The organism is Olsenella sp. oral taxon 807 (genome assembly GCF_001189515.2).
Classification (GTDB): Bacteria; Actinomycetota; Coriobacteriia; order Coriobacteriales; family Atopobiaceae; genus Olsenella_F.
Genome location: NZ_CP012069.2, coordinates 612,354 through 630,271 on the forward strand (window position 1 = coordinate 612,354; position 17,918 = coordinate 630,271).

General features: G+C 60.4%; 16 protein-coding genes and 2 tRNA genes. 8 read left to right on the forward strand and 10 right to left on the reverse strand.

The window, feature by feature from the left end; genetic code table 11:
* Positions 1-7 precede the first annotated feature (7 nt).
* The 5 genes from ADJ70_RS15545 to ADJ70_RS02615 all read left to right on the forward strand — a co-directional run bounded on the left by ADJ70_RS15545 (position 8) and on the right by ADJ70_RS02615 (position 4,786).
* Entirely contained in the window at positions 8-1,339 is a 1,332-nt protein-coding gene (locus tag ADJ70_RS15545; protein ID WP_050343237.1) for an ATP-binding cassette domain-containing protein, read from the forward strand.
* A gap of 96 nt (positions 1,340-1,435) precedes the next feature.
* The gene (locus ADJ70_RS02600; protein ID WP_253273214.1) at positions 1,436-2,260 is read left to right on the forward strand and encodes an ADP-ribosylglycohydrolase family protein; all 825 of its coding nucleotides are present in this window, start codon (positions 1,436-1,438) and stop codon (positions 2,258-2,260) included.
* A gap of 163 nt (positions 2,261-2,423) precedes the next feature.
* On the forward strand, positions 2,424-2,747 hold the full coding sequence (locus ADJ70_RS02605; protein WP_050343239.1) for a hypothetical protein: 324 nt from the start codon (positions 2,424-2,426) through the stop codon (positions 2,745-2,747).
* Between the two features lie 122 nt (positions 2,748-2,869).
* Positions 2,870-3,514: a GNAT family N-acetyltransferase gene (locus ADJ70_RS02610; RefSeq protein WP_050343240.1), complete on the forward strand. Its 645-nt coding sequence runs from the start codon at positions 2,870-2,872 to the stop codon at positions 3,512-3,514.
* A gap of 126 nt (positions 3,515-3,640) precedes the next feature.
* On the forward strand, positions 3,641-4,786 hold the full coding sequence (locus ADJ70_RS02615) for a nucleoid-associated protein (protein WP_253273215.1): 1,146 nt from the start codon (positions 3,641-3,643) through the stop codon (positions 4,784-4,786).
* A gap of 92 nt (positions 4,787-4,878) precedes the next feature.
* Here ADJ70_RS02615 and ADJ70_RS02620 read toward each other — a convergent pair whose 3' ends face one another.
* From ADJ70_RS02620 to ADJ70_RS02665, 10 genes are all read right to left on the reverse strand, one after another.
* On the reverse strand, positions 4,879-6,381 hold the full coding sequence (locus ADJ70_RS02620) for an alpha-amylase (RefSeq protein ID WP_216597303.1): 1,503 nt from the start codon (positions 6,379-6,381) through the stop codon (positions 4,879-4,881).
* A 204-nt stretch (positions 6,382-6,585) separates the two neighbouring features.
* On the reverse strand, positions 6,586-7,044 hold the full coding sequence (locus ADJ70_RS02625) for an Rrf2 family transcriptional regulator (protein WP_050343242.1): 459 nt from the start codon (positions 7,042-7,044) through the stop codon (positions 6,586-6,588).
* 3 nt (positions 7,045-7,047) lie between these two features.
* Positions 7,048-7,530 carry a Fe-S cluster assembly sulfur transfer protein SufU gene (gene sufU, locus ADJ70_RS02630; protein WP_050343244.1) on the reverse strand — a complete coding sequence of 161 codons (483 nt, stop codon included), beginning with the start codon at positions 7,528-7,530 and terminating at the stop codon, positions 7,048-7,050.
* Positions 7,523-8,788, reverse strand: a complete 1,266-nt coding sequence (locus ADJ70_RS02635) for an aminotransferase class V-fold PLP-dependent enzyme (protein ID WP_050343246.1) — start codon at positions 8,786-8,788, stop codon at positions 7,523-7,525. The genes sufU and ADJ70_RS02635 overlap by 8 nt, the downstream gene beginning before the upstream one ends.
* A gap of 7 nt (positions 8,789-8,795) precedes the next feature.
* Positions 8,796-9,899 (reverse strand): SufD family Fe-S cluster assembly protein, encoded by a 1,104-nt coding sequence (locus tag ADJ70_RS02640; protein ID WP_050343248.1) that lies wholly within the window; start codon positions 9,897-9,899, stop codon positions 8,796-8,798.
* Complete coding sequence (sufB, locus tag ADJ70_RS02645) at positions 9,899-11,311, reverse strand: Fe-S cluster assembly protein SufB (RefSeq protein ID WP_050343251.1); 1,413 nt, start codon at positions 11,309-11,311, stop codon at positions 9,899-9,901. The genes ADJ70_RS02640 and sufB overlap by 1 nt, the downstream gene beginning before the upstream one ends.
* Before the next feature lie 2 nt (positions 11,312-11,313).
* Complete coding sequence (gene sufC / locus ADJ70_RS02650) at positions 11,314-12,099, reverse strand: Fe-S cluster assembly ATPase SufC (protein ID WP_050343253.1); 786 nt, start codon at positions 12,097-12,099, stop codon at positions 11,314-11,316.
* Between the two features lie 419 nt (positions 12,100-12,518).
* Positions 12,519-13,346, reverse strand: coding sequence for an amino acid ABC transporter ATP-binding protein (locus tag ADJ70_RS02655; RefSeq protein ID WP_083443761.1), 828 nt, complete (start codon positions 13,344-13,346; stop codon positions 12,519-12,521).
* Complete coding sequence (locus ADJ70_RS02660) at positions 13,339-13,992, reverse strand: amino acid ABC transporter permease (protein WP_050343255.1); 654 nt, start codon at positions 13,990-13,992, stop codon at positions 13,339-13,341. The genes ADJ70_RS02655 and ADJ70_RS02660 overlap by 8 nt, the downstream gene beginning before the upstream one ends.
* A gap of 173 nt (positions 13,993-14,165) precedes the next feature.
* Positions 14,166-15,056 (reverse strand): transporter substrate-binding domain-containing protein, encoded by an 891-nt coding sequence (locus ADJ70_RS02665; protein WP_050343256.1) that lies wholly within the window; start codon positions 15,054-15,056, stop codon positions 14,166-14,168.
* A gap of 370 nt (positions 15,057-15,426) precedes the next feature.
* On the opposite strand from ADJ70_RS02665, the gene ADJ70_RS02670 reads away from it, so the two are divergent.
* The 3 genes from ADJ70_RS02670 to ADJ70_RS02680 all read left to right on the forward strand — a co-directional run bounded on the left by ADJ70_RS02670 (position 15,427) and on the right by ADJ70_RS02680 (position 17,859).
* Positions 15,427-15,502: transfer RNA gene (locus ADJ70_RS02670), tRNA-His, on the forward strand.
* Between the two features lie 13 nt (positions 15,503-15,515).
* A tRNA-Lys gene (locus tag ADJ70_RS02675) sits at positions 15,516-15,591 on the forward strand.
* A gap of 1,062 nt (positions 15,592-16,653) precedes the next feature.
* A complete protein-coding gene (locus ADJ70_RS02680; protein ID WP_050343259.1) occupies positions 16,654-17,859 on the forward strand; it encodes an FprA family A-type flavoprotein in 1,206 nt (401 codons plus the stop codon).
* Positions 17,860-17,918: the final 59 nt, after the last annotated feature.

Here is a 17,918-nt window from a genome sequence, read left to right on the forward strand (position 1 = left end):
CCTTGCCATGGGCAGCGAGCTTTTGCTGCCTGGGCCTGTGCGTACGCTGGTGGCGCTCGGCGGGGTCATCCGTTCCTCGCGCTTTGTGTCGACCGTCGGTATCACGGCGCTCAGGATCACCCTCGGATTTCTGCTCGGCTTTTCCTGCGCTGTTGTGCTGGGTATTGTCTCTCACGTATCGCGGACTATGCACGAGCTTGTCGCACCCGCCGTATCGACGCTCAAGAGCGTTCCCGTCGTCTGCATCATCGTGCTTCTGCTCATCTGGGTGGGAGCTACTTCCGTCTCGTGGATCGTGGTGTTCTTGGCGATCTTTCCCGCCCTCTACTTCTCGGTGGTCGAGGGACTCGAAAACGTTGATGCCAAGGTGGCAGGGATGCTCGAGCGCCTTCGCGTGAGCCGTCCAAGACGTCTTTTGGCGCTCGGGTGGCCCGAGGCGCTCCCGTACGTACGCGCTGCCTCCAAGAACGCCTGCGGTATGGCGTGGAAGGCAGGTATTGCCGCCGAGGTTGTGGGAACGCCCGCAGGAAGCGTTGGGGAGAGGATCTACCAGGCCAAGCTCCTGCTTGAGACCAGCGACGTCTTTGCTTGGACTATCATCGTGGTGCTTGCGGCGTTTCTCTGCGAGCGAGCGTTTCTCGCTGTGCTGGAACTGACAGGACCCCTGTCGCTTCGCGCGAGTGTCATGGGATTGGGGCGACGTCGGACGCGCGACGCAGCTGGTATCCCACAGGACGGACGTATAGAGCTGGATGACGTGACACTCGGCTACGAGGGCACCGTCGTCGCCGAGCATGTGAGCCTGCAGCTTGGCATGAGGTCACGGGTGCTTCTGGACGATGCCTCGGGGGCAGGTAAGACGACCCTGCTTCGCACCGTCCTCGGCGAGCTCTCGCCTCTTGGGGGATGCGTGCGGGCCTGCGAGCGGATATCCGCCGTCTGGCAGGAGGTGCGCCTGATCGAGGGGCTCGACGCCATCGACAACGTGCTCCTTGTCGCGGGGGCTACGATCGATCGCGGCAAGGCTCGGGCCCTTCTGGTTGAGCTTCTGCCCAAGGGCCTGCTCCACCTGCCTGTCCGGCAGCTCTCGGGAGGCCAGCGACGCCGTGTTGAGCTCGCACGCGCCTTGGCATATCGCTCTGAGGCCGTGCTCTTGGATGAGCCCTTCGCCTCACTTGACGAGAGCTCCCACAGGCGAGCGGCGGGCTTCGTCCTGAGGCATCTTGGCGGGAGGCCGCTGCTCGTGGCGTCGCATCTGCCAGAGGACGTAAAGCTGCTCGGTGCCAAGGTGTTCTCGCTGGGTCAACCACACGCCGTGTCGGAGGGCGCCGGGGCTTGACGAGGTGCCCAACCTGAGGTTTTGCCGCCGACAGCAGCCCCCTGTCCATCACTCCTGCTAAAGTGGTTATCATATATTCCGAGCAGAGGAGGTCCCGTGTCAGACGCAGTCGCCCCACCCGCCATCGATACCACACGCCCGCGCGAGCTCAGAGACGCCGTTCTTGGTGAGGCGGTGGGAGATGCGCTTGGCGTGCCCTTTGAGTTTCGCGAGCGCGATAGCTTCGAGTGCACGGGCATGACTGGCGGAGGCTCCCATGCACAACCGGCGGGCACTTGGTCGGATGACAGCGCGATGATGCTCGCGACCTGCGACTCCATCAAGACCTGCGGTCGCGTTGACGTGGATGACATGCGCCTGCGCTTCGAGGCGTGGCTTCGCATGGGATCTTACGCCATCGACGGCGTCTTCGATGTGGGGTGCACCACCTCGAGCGCACTTCAGGCCGGTCATGGCATGAAGGGGGAGTGGGACAACGGAAACGGCTCGCTCATGCGCATAGCTCCGCTCGCCTTCTGCGATGCCACCGACGACGAGGTGCGAGACGTCAGCGGCATCACGCATGCTCACCACGTGAGCTACGAGACCTGTGTCGAGTTCGTGCACGTGCTACGCGAGGCTATCGCCGATCCCGTCGCCCTGCACGCACGTCTTGTCGCCGAGCATGGCGAGACGCCCCGCAGGCGCATTCGCTCGGGCGGTTTCGTGCGCGACACCTATGAGGCAGCTCTTTGGTGCGTGGGTACGACGCAGAGCTATCGCGACTGCGTCCTTGCCGCCGTGAACCTCGGCGATGACACGGACACGACGGCTGCGGTGGCTGGTGCCCTTGCCGGTACGATCTACGGGGCGACCTCTATCCCCGAAGAGTGGTTGGACGTCTTGCGCGGCACAGAGATCATCGAGTCTTGCCTGTTCTAGCGAGTCCAAGACCCCAGCCCCCGTTCCCTTCTTTGTCTATGCCATATATCGAGAAAAAATATCCATTCAAGGCTTTGATGGTTCCTTCCTGCGTGCATCGGATACCATAGCTGTGAGATGATTGTTATGTCCTTGTTACGCCGCGTCAGGAAGGATGGCTGTCATGGCGATGCTGCACATGAGAAAGGTTTCGCTCACCGGGGGAGTTCATGTGTTGCCGCTGCGAAACGCCTACTTCCTCGATCTTGCGCGCCGTGTGCGCTTCTGTCCGGCCTGTGGTTCCATCACTAAGTGGGAGGGTACGCACTGCGATGACTATGCAGTGGAATCCTGTCCTACCTGCGGGTGGTTCAAGACGCGCAAGGTACCAGAGGGCCTCAGGACGCATGGCGTGAGGCTGCTTTCCAGCGAGGTTTCCCGGCATGGCGCGCGTCGGTCCCCTGCCTGTGATGGCATCCTTGAGTTCAGGCGACGCAACATCGCGTAGTGGGTGTTTGTGGCGCGCGTTTCGAGCTGTTCTTTACATAGAATTCCCCTCTTCAAATATTGGATACCCGTCTTGTCCATCCCTCTGCTAGGCCAATAGCACCTATGCCCAAAGGAAGTACCATGCCCTCCGAGCCCTGCCAGATACGTCATCGTCCCTTCAGGGATGGCGATTTCGACGCGGTGACCGATCTTTGCGTCCGCGCCTGGTATGGGGGTGTCGAGGGCATATACGATCGCATCGTCTTTGGTCGCGTCATGACGGTCGGCGCCTTGCGACGCTCTGGGGTAGCCCGCGTCGCCGTCACGGACGAGAGGGTCGTGGGTGCCTGCTTCGGGGGCATTTATCCGAACGAGAGGCTCGTGGTAAACGAGGAGTGGGATCAACGCTTCAAGGACACCATGGTGGTCGCTCGCAAGCGTGCCAAACTCGGAGGCATCAGGATTGAGGAACGACTGTTCAGCAAGCTGCGCATGTATACAGTTGCGGACGTGTTCATCTCGCGTGGGTACGCTACCGCGCAGTCCGAGTTCAATCTACTTGTCGTCCACCCGCAGTTCGCGGGGAGGGGCATCGGGAAGAGACTCTTTGACGACGCACTCGGCATCTTTGCGAGAGCTGGTGCCCAGGGTTGCTTTGCTGTTGTTGATGATGACTTTGACCTTAACTTTCTTAAGGCTCAGGGCCTCGGCATCATCGAGATGCGCCATGGCGCATCAGGTGATTCGGGCAAGAGAACCGTCTCGCTCCTTGCACGGCGACTGTGAGGTCGGCGTGTTCGCTCCTGGTCCTGCCCACCGCAGCTGACCTAACGTCTTTGCCATAGCTTCGCTCGTCGCCTGTTCTCCTTTCCGCCGGGCGCCCTTACAGGCAGCTTGCATGGTCGTTGCGCTATGCTAGATGCCCTGTCGGTGAACGAGAGCTACGGTGATATGCCCATGATGCACATAGATCATGCCATTCTGCACGCCTTCGACTTCGAGGGAGGGTCGGACTATCCGAGCGAGCGCGAGCTCGATCTGGGTAGTCGCAGCGTGAAGTCATACGTCCAGCGCAGCCTGCGCAAGCTCATCGCGTCTCCAGAGAGTCGCCATGGCGAGCTCTCGGACCAGAGTTCGTTTGGCGCTGCCCTCAAGGCCTACGTACGGGGGGATTCTGTCAGCTTCATAGAGCTCTCTCAGCAGCTGGCGCGCTTCATGTGGGAGGAACTCAGACGCTGCGATGACCTTGAGCAGTGTGACCTGCTCGTAGCGGACTTCACGGACACGGGCGACATGGGAAGGCGCGCTGATGGTGCGAGCAAAGAGCAGGGCGCGACGACTGTGGCCACCGCAACCCCGTCGAGGGACGCCGAGGATCTCTCGGAGCGCTTTCTTGCGGCGGCGCTGTTGCCTCGCAGGCAGGCCTTCGTGCATGAGCTGGGTCTCGACGATGCGGGTGTTGCCTCCAATGACATCCTGCGCCAAGACTCGACTCTACCCAGTCCCACGCAGAGGATTGACTCGTATCTGCTGGTGAATCTTAAGACAGGCAGCGTAGACTTCCATGACAAGGAGCGCAGGCAGGCAGGAAGTGCGCTGCAGCTCATCTCTGATCGCCTTTTAACCTGCAGCGCACAGGCCTCTACCAGGGAGGTTGTACAGGCGATAGGGCGCATCGTGGAAGAGGTCGCCGATGGGCACGGCATGAGTTCGGCCCAAGCCGTGGCGCAGGCCAAGCGTGTGGTCACATCGAGCGCCGAGCGGGATGAGCCTCTCTTGCCCTCAGAGGTAGGAAGGCAGGTGTTTACAGAGAGGCCCGAGCTCGCCGAACGCTACGAACAGGCCGTCCGCGACGAGCAACTGCCCGAGGAGATCCCCGTACGTCGCTCTGCGGCGAACCGGCTTGCCAAGAGCCATAGGATCAGGACAGACACGGGTATCGAGATCAGCTTTCCGAGCGAGTATGCGGCCGATGACACCTACATCGAGTTCATGGCCGATGCGCAGGGCAGGGTGTCGATCCTGATCAAGAATGTGGGCAGCATCGAGAACAGGTAGGCCAGAAAGGCCGCGATCGGGTGGGTATGCCCGTAGGGGCGCTCGTCGCGCGCCGGTTGCGCGCCTCAGGTCCTAAGCGCTCGCCCTCAGGCTTATGCCGCAGGTGAGGGATCGATGGCGCGTGCCTGCGCTCTGTGCAGTGCCCTGCTATCGCAGTTGAGCGTCTTGATGGCCGTCTCGGGCAGATAGACCGAGAGCTTGCCTGCACTCACCTTGAAGACCGCCGTACCGTCATCAGCAATGGACACGTCATCCTCCTCGCCGATGACGCAGCGCCAGGTCTCGCCGGCATGTTCGTTGCCAACTTCCATCGTGAGCTGTGACTCGCTACGATCGGTGAGGATGGCCGCCACGCCGCTTGCGTCGTGCTCGGCGTCACCTGCGCGTGTCCAGCCGATGACGTCGGGACTCGAGAGGAAGTCACGCTGCTCGCCGTATGCGAAGCGCCGGCGGATCTCCATCAGGAGCGGCAGCTCCGCGACGGCGGGTATGTTGCCCCCGTTAGGCATGCCATAGAGATCGCCGTAGAAGACGCAGGGATAGCCTGCCTCGCGAAGCAGGATGCAGGCATAGGCGCTCGGCTTGAACCAAGGCTCGACAAAGGACTGTAGGGCCTGGCCGGGTTGGGTGTCGTGGTTCTCGACGAAGGTCACGGTGTGGGTTGGGTCGGCGATGACGAGCGTGTTCTCGAAGAGCGTCGAGAGGTCCATGTCGCCGTTTGAGCAGGACGCTTGGTAGAGCTTGTAGTGGAGCGGTACGTCAAAGAGGCTCATGGGCTTGTCCTCACCAAGATAGGCCGTGAGCTCCTCCACATCGCTTGACCAGTACTCACCGACGGTAAAGAGCTCTTTGCCGCTATCCTCACGCATCCGGGCAAGCCAATCGCGGTAGAAGTTACGCTCTATGTGCTTCACGGCGTCCAGCCTGTAACCGTCGATGTTGCAGGCCGAGGTATACCACTGGCCCCAGCGTACGAGCTCGTCGAAGACAGGTTGATAGGTCACGTCCACGTCGTCGCCCATGAGGTAGTCGTAGTTTCCCCGCTCGCGCGTGACATTGGGGTCCCAGCGCTTGTCGGCGAAGCGAAAGATGGCGTTGCGACCTGTGGCGACGTCGTAGTCGCAGCCGTGAAAGCAGCTGTGGTCCCAGACGAAGTCGGAGTAGGTGCCGTTGCGCCCCGGGAAGGTGAAGCGCGTCCAGGCGGTGATGGTTTGCTCCTCGGAGCTGTCCTCATTGCGATTGGCGGGGTCGACCTCGACAGCCTGAACCTGTTCGGACTCGTCCGCGCCCATGCGATGGTTCAAGACGATGTCGGCAAGTACCTGGATACCTGCCTTCTTGAGCGCCCGTATGGCGGCCAGGTACTCCTTCTTGGTCCCATACTTAGTGGGAACGCTACCTTTTTGGTCAAACTCTCCGAGGTCGTAGGTGTCGTAGACGCCGTATCCCACATCATCCTTACCGGCTTGGCCCTTGTAGGCGGGCGGGAGCCAGATACTAGTGATGCCGACGGCCGCAAAGGCCTTGGCGTTCTTACGTAGGCGCTCCCAATGCTTACCGTCAGCAGGTAGGTGCCAGGAAAATCCCTGAAGCATGGTTCCGTTCATATGAGTTCACTGCCTCTCATGTGTCATGTTGTGCGAACGTGCTGCAGATGTCGTGCGATATGGAGGGTCAAGCCCAAAGAGGGTTCATGCCATACAGGCTCGACCCCCCGAACCGGCATGTCGTACACAGGAGTATAGGTCACGAAGATGTGGTTCTTCCGGAGGGAATGCAAGCGGTCGCAAAGAAGACCACTAGCATAGCCTATGAGCTGAGTTGACTGTCTCTTCGTCTTGTGCCGATGGGTCCTTAGCTATGATGTCCGCCAAGGTATGTCCATCAAGGAACTCGGCCGTCACGGCGCTGAGGTCTCGCCATATGTTGACGGTGGGGCAGTTCTCGATCTGGGGGCAGAGCTCGTCGCTGGTGCAGTCCAGGCAGGCGACTGGGGCGAGCGAGCCCTCAGCGGCCCGCAAGATCATGCCCAGCGTATACTCTTCTGGCTTTCGTGTGAGGCAATACCCACCGCTCTTGCCACGCCTGCTCTTGACATACCCCGCACGATGCATGAGAGACACAACATGGTCGAGGTACTTGCGCGAGATGCCCTGTCGCTTGGCGACGTCGCCGAGCGACACCCATCCATCATGGGACGCGAGGTCTCCCATGACACGCAGGGCATAGCGTCCCTTTGTAGAGAACATCCCGCCCATGGTTCAGCCCTCCTTTACGCTGGCACCCTCCGTCACGGGATCTGCTGCCTCAAGCATCTCCTCGAGCGTGCGCCATGCGAGCTCGGCGCACTTGACCCGCGCGGGCATATGTGAGATGTCCTTGAGCATGGCTGCGTCCTCTAGCACGTCGAGCCTGTCATCCTTCGTCTCTTCGCCGCGAACCATCTGGCCAAAGAGCTTGCAAAGCCCAATCGCCTCCGATGGCGTCTTTCCCACCATGAGGTCGCTCATCATGTCTGCCGATGCTTGGCTGATGGCACACCCGTGTCCTTCGTAGGAGGTCTCACCTATGGTGCCATCGTCAGCCATGCGCAGGTAAAATGTGAGCTCGTCGCCACACGATGGGTTTACGCCCTCGTGCGTGTGGGTGGCGTTTTCCATTCGGTACTTGTAGTCCGGGTACTGGACGTGGTCCATGAACTCGGCGTTGTAGAGGCCGGTCACTCCGGCAGGACGCTTATCCATTGAAGACACCCCAAACCAACTTGAGGGATTCGACCAGGCGGTCGATGTCAGACGTGTCATTGTAGAGCGCGACGCTTGCGCGGCAGGTGCTGCCCATTTGTACGCCTAGCCAGGCAAGGAGAGGCTGCGCGCAGTGGTGTCCCGCACGGATGCAGACGTTCGAACCGTCCAAGAGAGACGCGACGTCGTGCGGATGAACACCTCGCACGTTGAAGGCGACGGCACCGACATGGCGGCTGCCGTCCTTAGTTCCGATGATGTCAACGAAGTCGAGGGAGGCGAGGCTCTCGGTAAGGTAGCGGGCAAGTTCGCGCTCGCGGCGCTCGACTGCCTCCATGCCAAGGCCCTCTAGATAGCTGAGGGCTGCATCAAAGGCGTAGATACCCGCCGCATCCTGCGTACCCGCCTCAAACTTCTGTGGGACGGGCGCCCAGACGGCATCGGTCTCCGTCACGGAGTCTATCATCTCTCCACCGGTTAGGAAGGGCGCCATCAGCTCAAGGACATCGGCCGTGCCCCAGAGGACGCCCACGCCCATAGGACCCATCATCTTGTGGGCCGAGAAGGCGTAGAGGTCGCAGCCCATCTCGCGTACGCTGGACCTGACATGAGGCGCGCCTTGGGCACCATCGACCACCAGGTAGGCACCCATCTCGTGGGCGCGCCGCGCGACAGCTGCGATGTCATTTTGCGTGCCGAGGACGTTCGAGACTTGGGTCAGCGAGACGATCTTGGTCCGTGGCCCTACCTTGGCCTCAAGCTCGTCTTGCGAGATGTTGAAGTCATCGTCCAAGCGCAGGTAGACAAGACGAGCGCCTGTGGCTGCACAGACTTGTTGCCAGGGGATGAGGTTTGAGTGATGTTCCATGATCGATATCACGACCTCATCTCCGGGAGAGAGGATCGTGCGGCCGAGTGAGCTTGCCACCAGGTTTAGTGACTCGCTCGTGTTGCGCGTGAAGACGATCTGCTCCTTCTGTGGGTTGCCACCCTCATCCATGGCAGCTATGAAGCGTGCCACATGGGCACGCGTCCTCTCGATGGCGTCGGTCGCGTCGATCGAGAGGCGATAGAGACCGCGTAGGGGATTGGCGTTCATGGTCTCGTAGAAGGCCCTCTGCGCGTCAAGTACGGATGCAGGTCGCTGTGAGGTGGCGGCGCTGTCAAGAAAGACCATTTCGGGGTGTGCCGCAAGAAGGGGGAAGTCATCCCTACAGGGATTCTGTTCGATATCGCTCAGCTGGGCTTTGGTAGACATCGGATACCTACCCTTTCTCAGTCTCAAGGCCGAGGCCCTCCGTGATGTCGTTGGCGACCTCGTCTCCCAGCACTTGGGCCGCACGATCGAGCACGGCTGTGCGGGCGGCGGGGGTGACGGCATTGATGGCGGCGTCATCGAAGAGAGCCCGCACAAGCAGCTCGTCTACCTGTTTTTCGCTCAGGCCGCGCACGGCAAGATAGCTCACCTGGTCTTGGCTGATACCCCCTATGGTGGCGCCATGGTTTCCCTGGACGTCGTCCTCGTCGCACAGGATGACGGGAAGTGTCCTGTTCACAACGTCAGGCCCAAAACCCATGACGGTCTCGGCCTCGTTGCCCTTCGAGCCACTCGATCCGTGGATCAAGTCGATGGTCATCCGTAGGGTCTTTCTGGCCTGGTCACCAAGGAAGCCGCTCGTGAGCATCTCCTCGTAGGTGTTGAGGCCGCGCGCGTGGGCGACTTGGTTGACGTCAAGCTCCTCTTGGCCACAGACGTAGTAGCGACCAGAGAGGTCGATGCGAGAGTTGTCCCCCCTTAGGTCCGTGGCGATGCCCGCGACGACCTTCTTCCCACCGAGGAAGTACTGCCTCACGCTGGCGTGGGCCCCCTCGTCCAGTTCGATACCGATTCCATCCAGGTGCTGGTGGGAGTCGGTAGCGGCGACGATCTCTATGAGCTCGAACTCGGCGCCTCTCTTCGCGATGATGCGGGTGAGCGAGGCGGACGTCATCTTAGCAGAGTCGTTCGTCCCGTGTGAGCAGATCACGACGGTCCCTCTCGATCCCTCTCGAAATATGATGCCCGTGTCGTGGGCCTCGCCCTTGTCGCACGACACGTCGATGACGATGGGTTCGTCTCGCTCGGTGAGGGCGGGAACTTCGACGTAGCGCGACTCATCTGACGAGTTGCTGGCCCACGTCTCGGCGTCCTTGCCAATGGCGCAGTCGAGGCGATTAAAGAGCTTGGGGAGCCTGCCCAAGACGGCTCCCGTGCTTTTGGGGACGGGAACGGTGAGGGACGTGTCGTTGGCGTGAAGGTAGTTCCACGTCTGCATCGGCGGCACGTTGACGTGCTCGAGGGCTATGGTCGGGGCGGTTTCTTCGGCCATTATCCGATCGCTCCTTCCATCTCGAGCTTGATCAAGTTATTCATCTCGACGGCATACTCCATCGGGAGCTCCTTTGAGATCGGGTTGGCAAAGCCGTTGACGACGAGGGTCTTCGCCTCGGACTCCGAGCAGCCGCGGCTCATGAGGTAGAGGATGGTCTCGTCTGATATGCGACCGATGGTGGCCTCGTGGCCTATCTGGGCAGAGCGATTGCGGATGTCCATGAAGGGGATCGTGTCGGAGCGCCCGAGGTCGTCGAGCATGAGGGAGGTACACGAGACGGTCCCGTGCGCGTTGTCCGCATGCTTGTCGATGATCACCGCCGAGCGAAAGGTGTTGCCGCCGCCGTCCTTCGAGATGGACTTGGTGTCTACGGCCAAGGAGCAGTCCTTGCCCCTTACCGTCACCTTGCAGCCCGTGTCGAGGTCCTGCGTTGCACCCGAGAACGTGATCGAGGTGAACTCACACCTACTACGGTCTCCCTTCAGGATCGTGTGGGGATACAGGTAGGATATATGACTTCCGAAGGATCCCGACACCCACTCCACGCTGGAGTCGTGTCCCGCGACGGCGACCTTGGTGTTGAGGTTGTACATGTTCTTGGACCAGTTCTCTATGGTGGAGTAGCGGCAGCGTGCGTCATTGCCCACAAAGATTTCGACGGCGCCGGCATGGAGGTTCGCCACGTTATACTTAGGCGCCGAGCACCCCTCGATAAAGTGAAGGTCGCCTCCGTCCTCCACGATGATGAGCGTGTGCTCGAACTGCCCTGCCCCTGCCGCATTGAGGCGAAAGTAGCTCTGCAGGGGGAAGGGAAGGGTCACGCCCTTGGGGACGTAGACAAAGGAGCTTCCCGACCATACCGCGTAGTGCAGAGCCATAAACTTGTGGAGCGTGATGGGGATGAGCTTGCTAAAGTGCTCACGTATGACGCCCTCGTACTCGCCTCGCATCGCGTCCTCAATGGTGGTGTAAACGACACCTTGCTTGGCCACCTCGTCTCGCATGTTGTGGTAGACGATCTCGGAGTCGTATTGGGCCCCCACACCTGCCAGGCTCTTGCGCTCCGCCTCCGGGATGCCCAAGCGCTCAAAGGTGTTCTTGATGTCAGCGGGCACATCGTCCCAGCTGTTCGAGACCTTGGTCTTGGGGGCCACGTAGTTCGAGATGTGGTCCATGTCCAAGCTGGATGTGTCAGGACCCCAGTTGGTGGCCATGCGCATGTCATGGTAGCGCTCGAGCGCCTCGAGGCGCAAGTCGAGCATCCATGAGGGTTCGTTGTGCTTCGCGGAGATCATCCTCACGAGCTCGGGGGTGAGGCCGTCAGCATAGCGCTCGACGTTGTTCTCCGGCATCACGAAGTCATACATCGATCGGTCGACGTCTTCGACCTGCGTCCTCTTCCGTGGCATCGCTACTCGTCACCCCCGGGGAGGGAGTCCTCTTTCGCTCGAAGGATCGTCTCATAGCGTTCAAAGCCCTCACGGTCTATCTGCTCGATGAGCTGACCGGGTCCCTCGGCAACCATGTAGCCTCGGACTATGACGTGCGTGTGGTCAACGTCGAGCCTCTCAAGGATGCGGGTGTTATGTGTGATCATGAGGAGAGAGCCGTTGCATGACGTGAGGTAGACGCTGATGCCGCGCGATACGATGGCAAGGGCGTCGACATCGAGGCCCGAGTCCGTCTCGTCTAGGATGGCCAGCTTGGGACGGAGCAGCAGGAGCTGCAACATCTCGAGCTTCTTCTTCTCGCCGCCCGAGAAGCCCACGTTGAGCTCGCGGGTGAGAAAGCTCTCGTCGAGGTCGAGCTGTTCTGCGATCTCGCCGACGCGCTTGCGAAAGGTGCGGGCGTTCATCTTGAGCTCTGGGCGCATCTGGCAGATGGTTCGAAGAAAACTGTACAGAGGGACTCCCGGAACCTCGACGGGAGCCTGGTAGCTGAGGAAGATGCCAGCGAGCGAACGCTTGTCGGGACTGAGGTCGGTGATATCTGCCCCCTCGAAGAGGATGGAGCCGGAAGAGACCTCATAGCTTGGATCGCCCATGATGACGCGTCCGAGCGTCGACTTACCGGCACCGTTAGGACCCATGAGGACGTGTGTCTCTCCGGCGCCTACCGAAAGGTCGATGTCATGGAGGATAGGCTTCTCCTCGATGCCTGCGGAGAGACCGGAGATAGTGAGTAGCTTGTCGGGCATGGTTTCCTTTCCTGCGCACGACGCGACATGGTCACGCCTGCGAGCGAGTCAAATCCTACTTACGTGGTGGGATTTTACCCCGCTCGTTACCCTTCACTCAATGTCCATTGCCGCGTTGGTCAACGCTGGGTGGCCACAGAAAGGTAATCCTCATTGCCCTGCAGATGAGTGCGTTTGTACCTGAACGATGTGCTAGGCTGACACTGTCCGGCTTTCTCGGCAGCGCTTGCCGCTTTGGGCCGTGGTAGTCATCAAATACGAACGCGTGTATCGAATACAGAGGTAAACAGATGGGTACGACCTCCTTTCTCGAATTTGCCATCGTGTCGCTGGGGGTTCTTGTCACCATCGCGGCTCTTCTCCTGAAAAGCAGGAGATGATGCCTCGCGTGCCTTACGACACACGTAGGGCGAGGGCCGTCAGTCGATGGACTTGGCCAGAAACGCCCTCGTGCGTTCGTCCTGTGGGCTCTCGATGACCTGCTCGGGCGTGCCCTCCTCGACTATCTGGCCGTCAAGGAGGAGGACCACGCGGTCAGACACCTCGCGGGCGAAGCCCATCTCGTGGGTGACGATGCCCACGGCCATGCCGTCCTGTGCGAGCTCGCGTATCAGCGTGTGCATATCGGCTGTGAGCTTGGGGTCAAGCGCGGAGGTCGCCTCGTCGAAGTAGATGATGCGAGGGCGCATGCATAGGGCCCGGGCTATCGCCACCCGCTGCTGCTGTCCGCCAGAGAGCTCGTCGGGCACCTTGTCTGCATGCTCTGTGAGGCCGAGGCGCTCGATGAGCTCTGTTGCCTGTTTCTCGACGTCCTCGTGCGGACGTCCCTGCACGGTACACGGTGCGTCGGTCACGTTGCGCATGACGCTCCAGTGCGGAAAGAGGTTAAAGTTCTGGAAGACGATGCCAAAGCGCATGCGCGCCTGTTGCATCGCGGCCTCGTCGTAGCTGGCGGTGCCATCCTCGCCCGCCCTTGAGACCGCGATGTTCCCATAGGACAAGGCGCCTTTGTCAAAGCGGTCGAGCAGCGTGAGGCAGCGCAGCAGCGTTGACTTGCCCGCGCCGGAGGGTCCGATGATAGAGACGACCTCCCCTTTGTTGATGAGGAGGTCCACGTCTTTGAGGACGTCTTTGCCGTCAAATGACTTACAGCCTTTTTGCAGATAGACGGCGGGAAGCCCCATGAAGCTGGCAAAGCTCTCGTCGGGGCGGGGGAGGTCAAACTTTGGTTTGGCGTGCCTAATCATGGTAGTAAGCCATCCTCTTCTCGACAAGCCGCATCAACAGCTCGATGAGCAGGCAGGTAACCCAATAGATGAGCGCCGCTATGGCGAAGGGCAGCATGCTGCGTTGGGACGTGACGAGGGCCCTGCTCTGCGTGAACATCTCAGTGATGCCGATCGAAAAGGCAAGTGAGGTATCCTTGACGAGCGTCACGACCTCGTTGCCAATGGCAGGGAGTACGCGCTTTATGACCTGCGGCAGGATGATACGAAAGAAGGCCTGCCTCTTTGAGTAGCCCAGCACCTCCGCCGCCTCGTACTGGCCGAGCGGCATGCTCTGGATGCCCGAGCGATATATCTCTGCGAAGTAGGCGGAGTAGTTGATCACAAAGGCGATGAGCACGGCCACAAATATGTAGCTCGGGCCACTCTGAATGCCGAACACGTAGTATGGGACAAAGAAAACGGCAAACATCTGCAGCATGAGTGGGGTGCCGCGCAAGATAGAGATGACAAGCTGGCAGAGCAGCGAGAGCGGTTTGAACCGCGAGAGCCTGCCAAGTGCCACGATTATGCCCAGAGGCAGCGATCCGACGAGCGTGACCGCAAAGATCTGCAGAGACGTGACGTAACTCTGCAGAAGTATGCCGAACATGGTGGAAAGATCCACTCGTAACCCCTAACGTTGGATGTGGCAGGCCGTACAGACCTGATTGACCTTGTGTATGACAAAGATGGTGATCATAGGAGCAGAGGGAGCGAACAGTTTGAGGGACGAGTCGTCACCTGGCCCGTAGCGGCCGAGAGGTGCGGTGCTCGACCCGCGTCGGTTCGCGAGCGCGCCTATGCCTGTGACCTGGGAAGCACCCAGAGATCGTACGAGATCCCCTGGTCCGCGTACTTCTCGCAGAGCTCCTTGACCTTGCCGTCTGCGTCGAGTGCCTGGAGGTCCTTCTCGACGACGGCGGCGAGCGCCTTACCGGCTTCGGTGTTAGCGAAACCCACGCCGAAGTGCTCAGAGTTGAGGGACTCGTTCAGAATTGTGAAACTTCCTCCTCTGCCCCTCATGTTGTATGTGGCGACGGGATAGTCCACGGCGATGGCGTCGACAGAGCCGTTCTCGAGCATCATGAAGGCGGTATTGTACTCACCGATGGTCTGGAGCTGAGCGAAGGAAGCGCCAAGCTTCGCCTGGGCACCGTCGCCGGTCAGCAGGTTGTAGGCGGCAGAATCGGTCTGGGTGATGACGTTCTTGCCGCCAAGCTGTGAGAGCGCGCTGATGTTGGAGCCTGCGCGAACGACGATGACCTGGCGATTTTCCATGTAGGGATGAGTGAAGGCATAGCCGCCCTCGCGGCCCTCGATGGTGAAGCCGTTCCAGATGCAGACGATCTGCCCGCTGTTGAGGAGGGCGTCCTTGGCATCCCACGAGATAGGCTTGGGTGCGTAGGACCAGCCTTCCTTCTCGCATACGGCCTGAGCAAGATCGAGGTCAAAGCCCGTGAGCTGTCCGTTGTCACCGATGTAGCCGTAAGGGGGGAAGTCTTGGTCAAACCCTACGATAAAGGTGCCGTCGAAGCCGTCTATCGAGCTTGCCGGCGGGTTAGACGAAGTGGTGGTCTGTCCGCAGGCGGAAAGTCCTGACAGGAGTGGAGCGACACAGGCAAGTGTTGCGACTTTGATGAAGCTGCGGCGGTCCACGCCGCTCGGAAAACGTGCGTCCTGAGGATTCATGATGCCGGCTCCTTTGCGGTGGCGTGGCATGTCGTGTGACATGCAGGTCTCGATAGTGCTTCTTGTGCGTGTGTGGCGGCAGTCGAATACGACCAGAGATCAGCATAGACAGTTGGCGTGTGCGCATCAAGTGCGAAGACGTTACCGCTTAGTTTCGTCTCGCAACGTACCCATGGAGTTCGAGGGCAGCTGTCTTTGGCGAAGAGGGTGGTATCTGCCAGTCCGCAAGGGCTTTGGAAACCCACAAAAGTCGAACAGGCAACGTGCCCGCCTTCCCAATGGTGGTCTAACGAAGAGTTTTGCAATTGACCCTTGCATTGTTGTCCTCGTTTGGGCATGATAGTCAAGCGCGTTACGAGGTGGGCACATGGTGGGTGTAGCTCAGTTGGCAGAGCGACGGACCGTGGCTCCGTAGGTCGAGGGTTCGAGCCCCTCTACCCACCCCATTTGCGTGCAAGGGGACCGGTAGCTCAGCTGGTAGAGCAGGGGACTCTTAATCCCAAGGTCCAGGGTTCGAACCCCTGCCGGTCCACCAGAGACGGTCGCGGGCCAACGCCATAGTGCGTTGGCCCATTTTTTGTGTTCTTCAGGGGTTCGTGTGGGTTGGCGCCTCGGCGAAGATGCCAACCTGGCAGCGGCGCCACTCGCTCAGAGCCTGTCTTCTCGACCACGCGGGAGGGGCCAGAAAGGGGACGCCGCCGGCACGCCGTGGTGGCCCAGGCGCTCGTGCCACCTGACGCAGCTCGCGTCGCGATTCGTATCGCGACTCGCGTCGCAACAGTGTACACAAACGCCCCAATCCGGCGCGGAGAGGCCCGATCCTCCCATTTGTGTACACTATTGCGTCCTCGCGTCTGTCCACAACAGCGCAACAGCCCAACAGTGTACACAAATGCCCCAAAACGGCACCGAGAGGCCATTTTCGGCGATTTGTGTACACTATCGCGTCCTCGCATCTGTCCACAACAGCGCAACAGTGTACACAAATGCCCCGAAACGGCACCGAGAGGTCATTCTAGCCAATTTGTGTACACTCTTGCGTTGCGCTGTCTCATGCGCGTGCCACTCGCTGCCGCCGAGTGGCAGGCAGATCGTGCACTCGACGCCACCGTGTGGCACGAAAATCGGTATATGCGCAGTTGTCAGGAAATGTCGTGCCACTCGACGCCATCGAGTGGCACGACCATCGCGCACTCGGTGACAGCGAGTGGCACAACCGAGCTTCGCAAAGCCGGCGTCAACCAGGGTGCCTCGTCGTGGCGCCCTGGCTGACGGGAGGGGGCGTGCGGTCTGCGGGCGGGTCCGGCGCGTCAGCCTGAGAAGGCGCCACTGGCCTACTCGTGAAAGGTAACGACGCGAAGGGCATCGGCCGACCAGTTGTCGAGGCTCTTCGCGATTATCCCATTGCCCTGCCACATGGGATAGAATGATCTCAGGGAGACACGGGTCGAATCGGCCGATCAATTGCAGAGTCGGCTCAGGCTGCCCTGGGGGTTCTTTCATGGTTCTCTAAGCCTGGTTCACCCTGTCTTGTGGGGACATGGGCCTGCGGGGGAGAGACGTGACCGCACGGTCCGCGATCAAAGGAGCGTCGCATATGCATAACGTTCGTCAGCTGTGTCAGGACACATGGTGGGTCGGCGCGTCCGATCGCCGCATCGAGCTTTTTGAGAACAGCTATCCTGTGCCCGAGGGTATGGCCTACAACAACTACGTCATTCTGGATGACAAGACCTGCCTCGTTGACGGTATCGACTCTGCCGTTCGCGACAGGTTCATGGAGAACCTCGAGCAGGTGCTTGCGGGCAGGGACCTCGACTACATGGTGATCGACCACATGGAGCCTGACCACTGCGCCATCATCCCCGATCTTGTCGAGCGCTTCCCCAAGCTCAAGCTCGTCGCGAGCGCACAGGGCTTCAAGATCATGGGCCAGTTCTATGGCTTTGACATCGAGCCCCATAAGCTGCAGGTCAAGGAGGGAGACGTGCTCGAGCTTGGTCAGCACAGCCTGAGCTTCGTGGCCGCCCCGATGGTGCACTGGCCGGAGGTCATCATGACCTTCGACAAGCTGACAGGCACCCTCTTCTCTGCCGACGCCTTTGGTGCCTTTGGCGCGCTCGGCGGCAATCTCTTTGCGGATGAGGTCGAGTGGCGCTGTGACTATGCCGCTGAGGCGCGTCGCTACTACGCGAACATCGTGGGCAAGTACGGTCCGCAGACCCTTGCCGTCCTCAAGAAGATGGGGTCCCTCGACATACAGATGATCTGCCCTTTGCATGGGCACCTCTGGCGCAAGGACTTCGACGAGATCGTCGATCGCTACCAGAAGTGGGCGAGCTATACGCCAGAGCTTGACTCCGTTTGCGTATACTACGGCTCGGTCTATGGCAATACCGCCAACGCGGCAGAGATCCTCGCGGCGAAGCTTGCCGAGAGGGGCGTGCGCGACGTACGCGTGTACGACAGCTCCAAGACCGACACGTCCGAGCTGGTGTCTCGCGCGTTCCAGTACTCGACGCTGGTCTTTGCCGCCTCGACCTATAACTTGGAGGTCTTTGACAGCATGGACTACCTTGTGCAGGAACTGTCCCGGCACAACCTGCGCAACAGGACGGCCGCCATCATGGAGAACGGTAGCTGGTCCCCGCAGGCGGGCTCCATCCTCCAGAAGCGCCTCGGTCTTATGCCCAACATGACGATCCTCGAGCCGATGGTCAAGATCCGCTCTGCCGTGCGTGAGGAGAACCTGGGACAGATAGAGGAGCTTGCCGATGCCTTGGCCAAAAACCTTGGGAAGTAGGAGATAGGAGGCCCGCTCAGCTTTTCCCTCCCATCCTCTTAGGGTGAATGTGTGGGGTC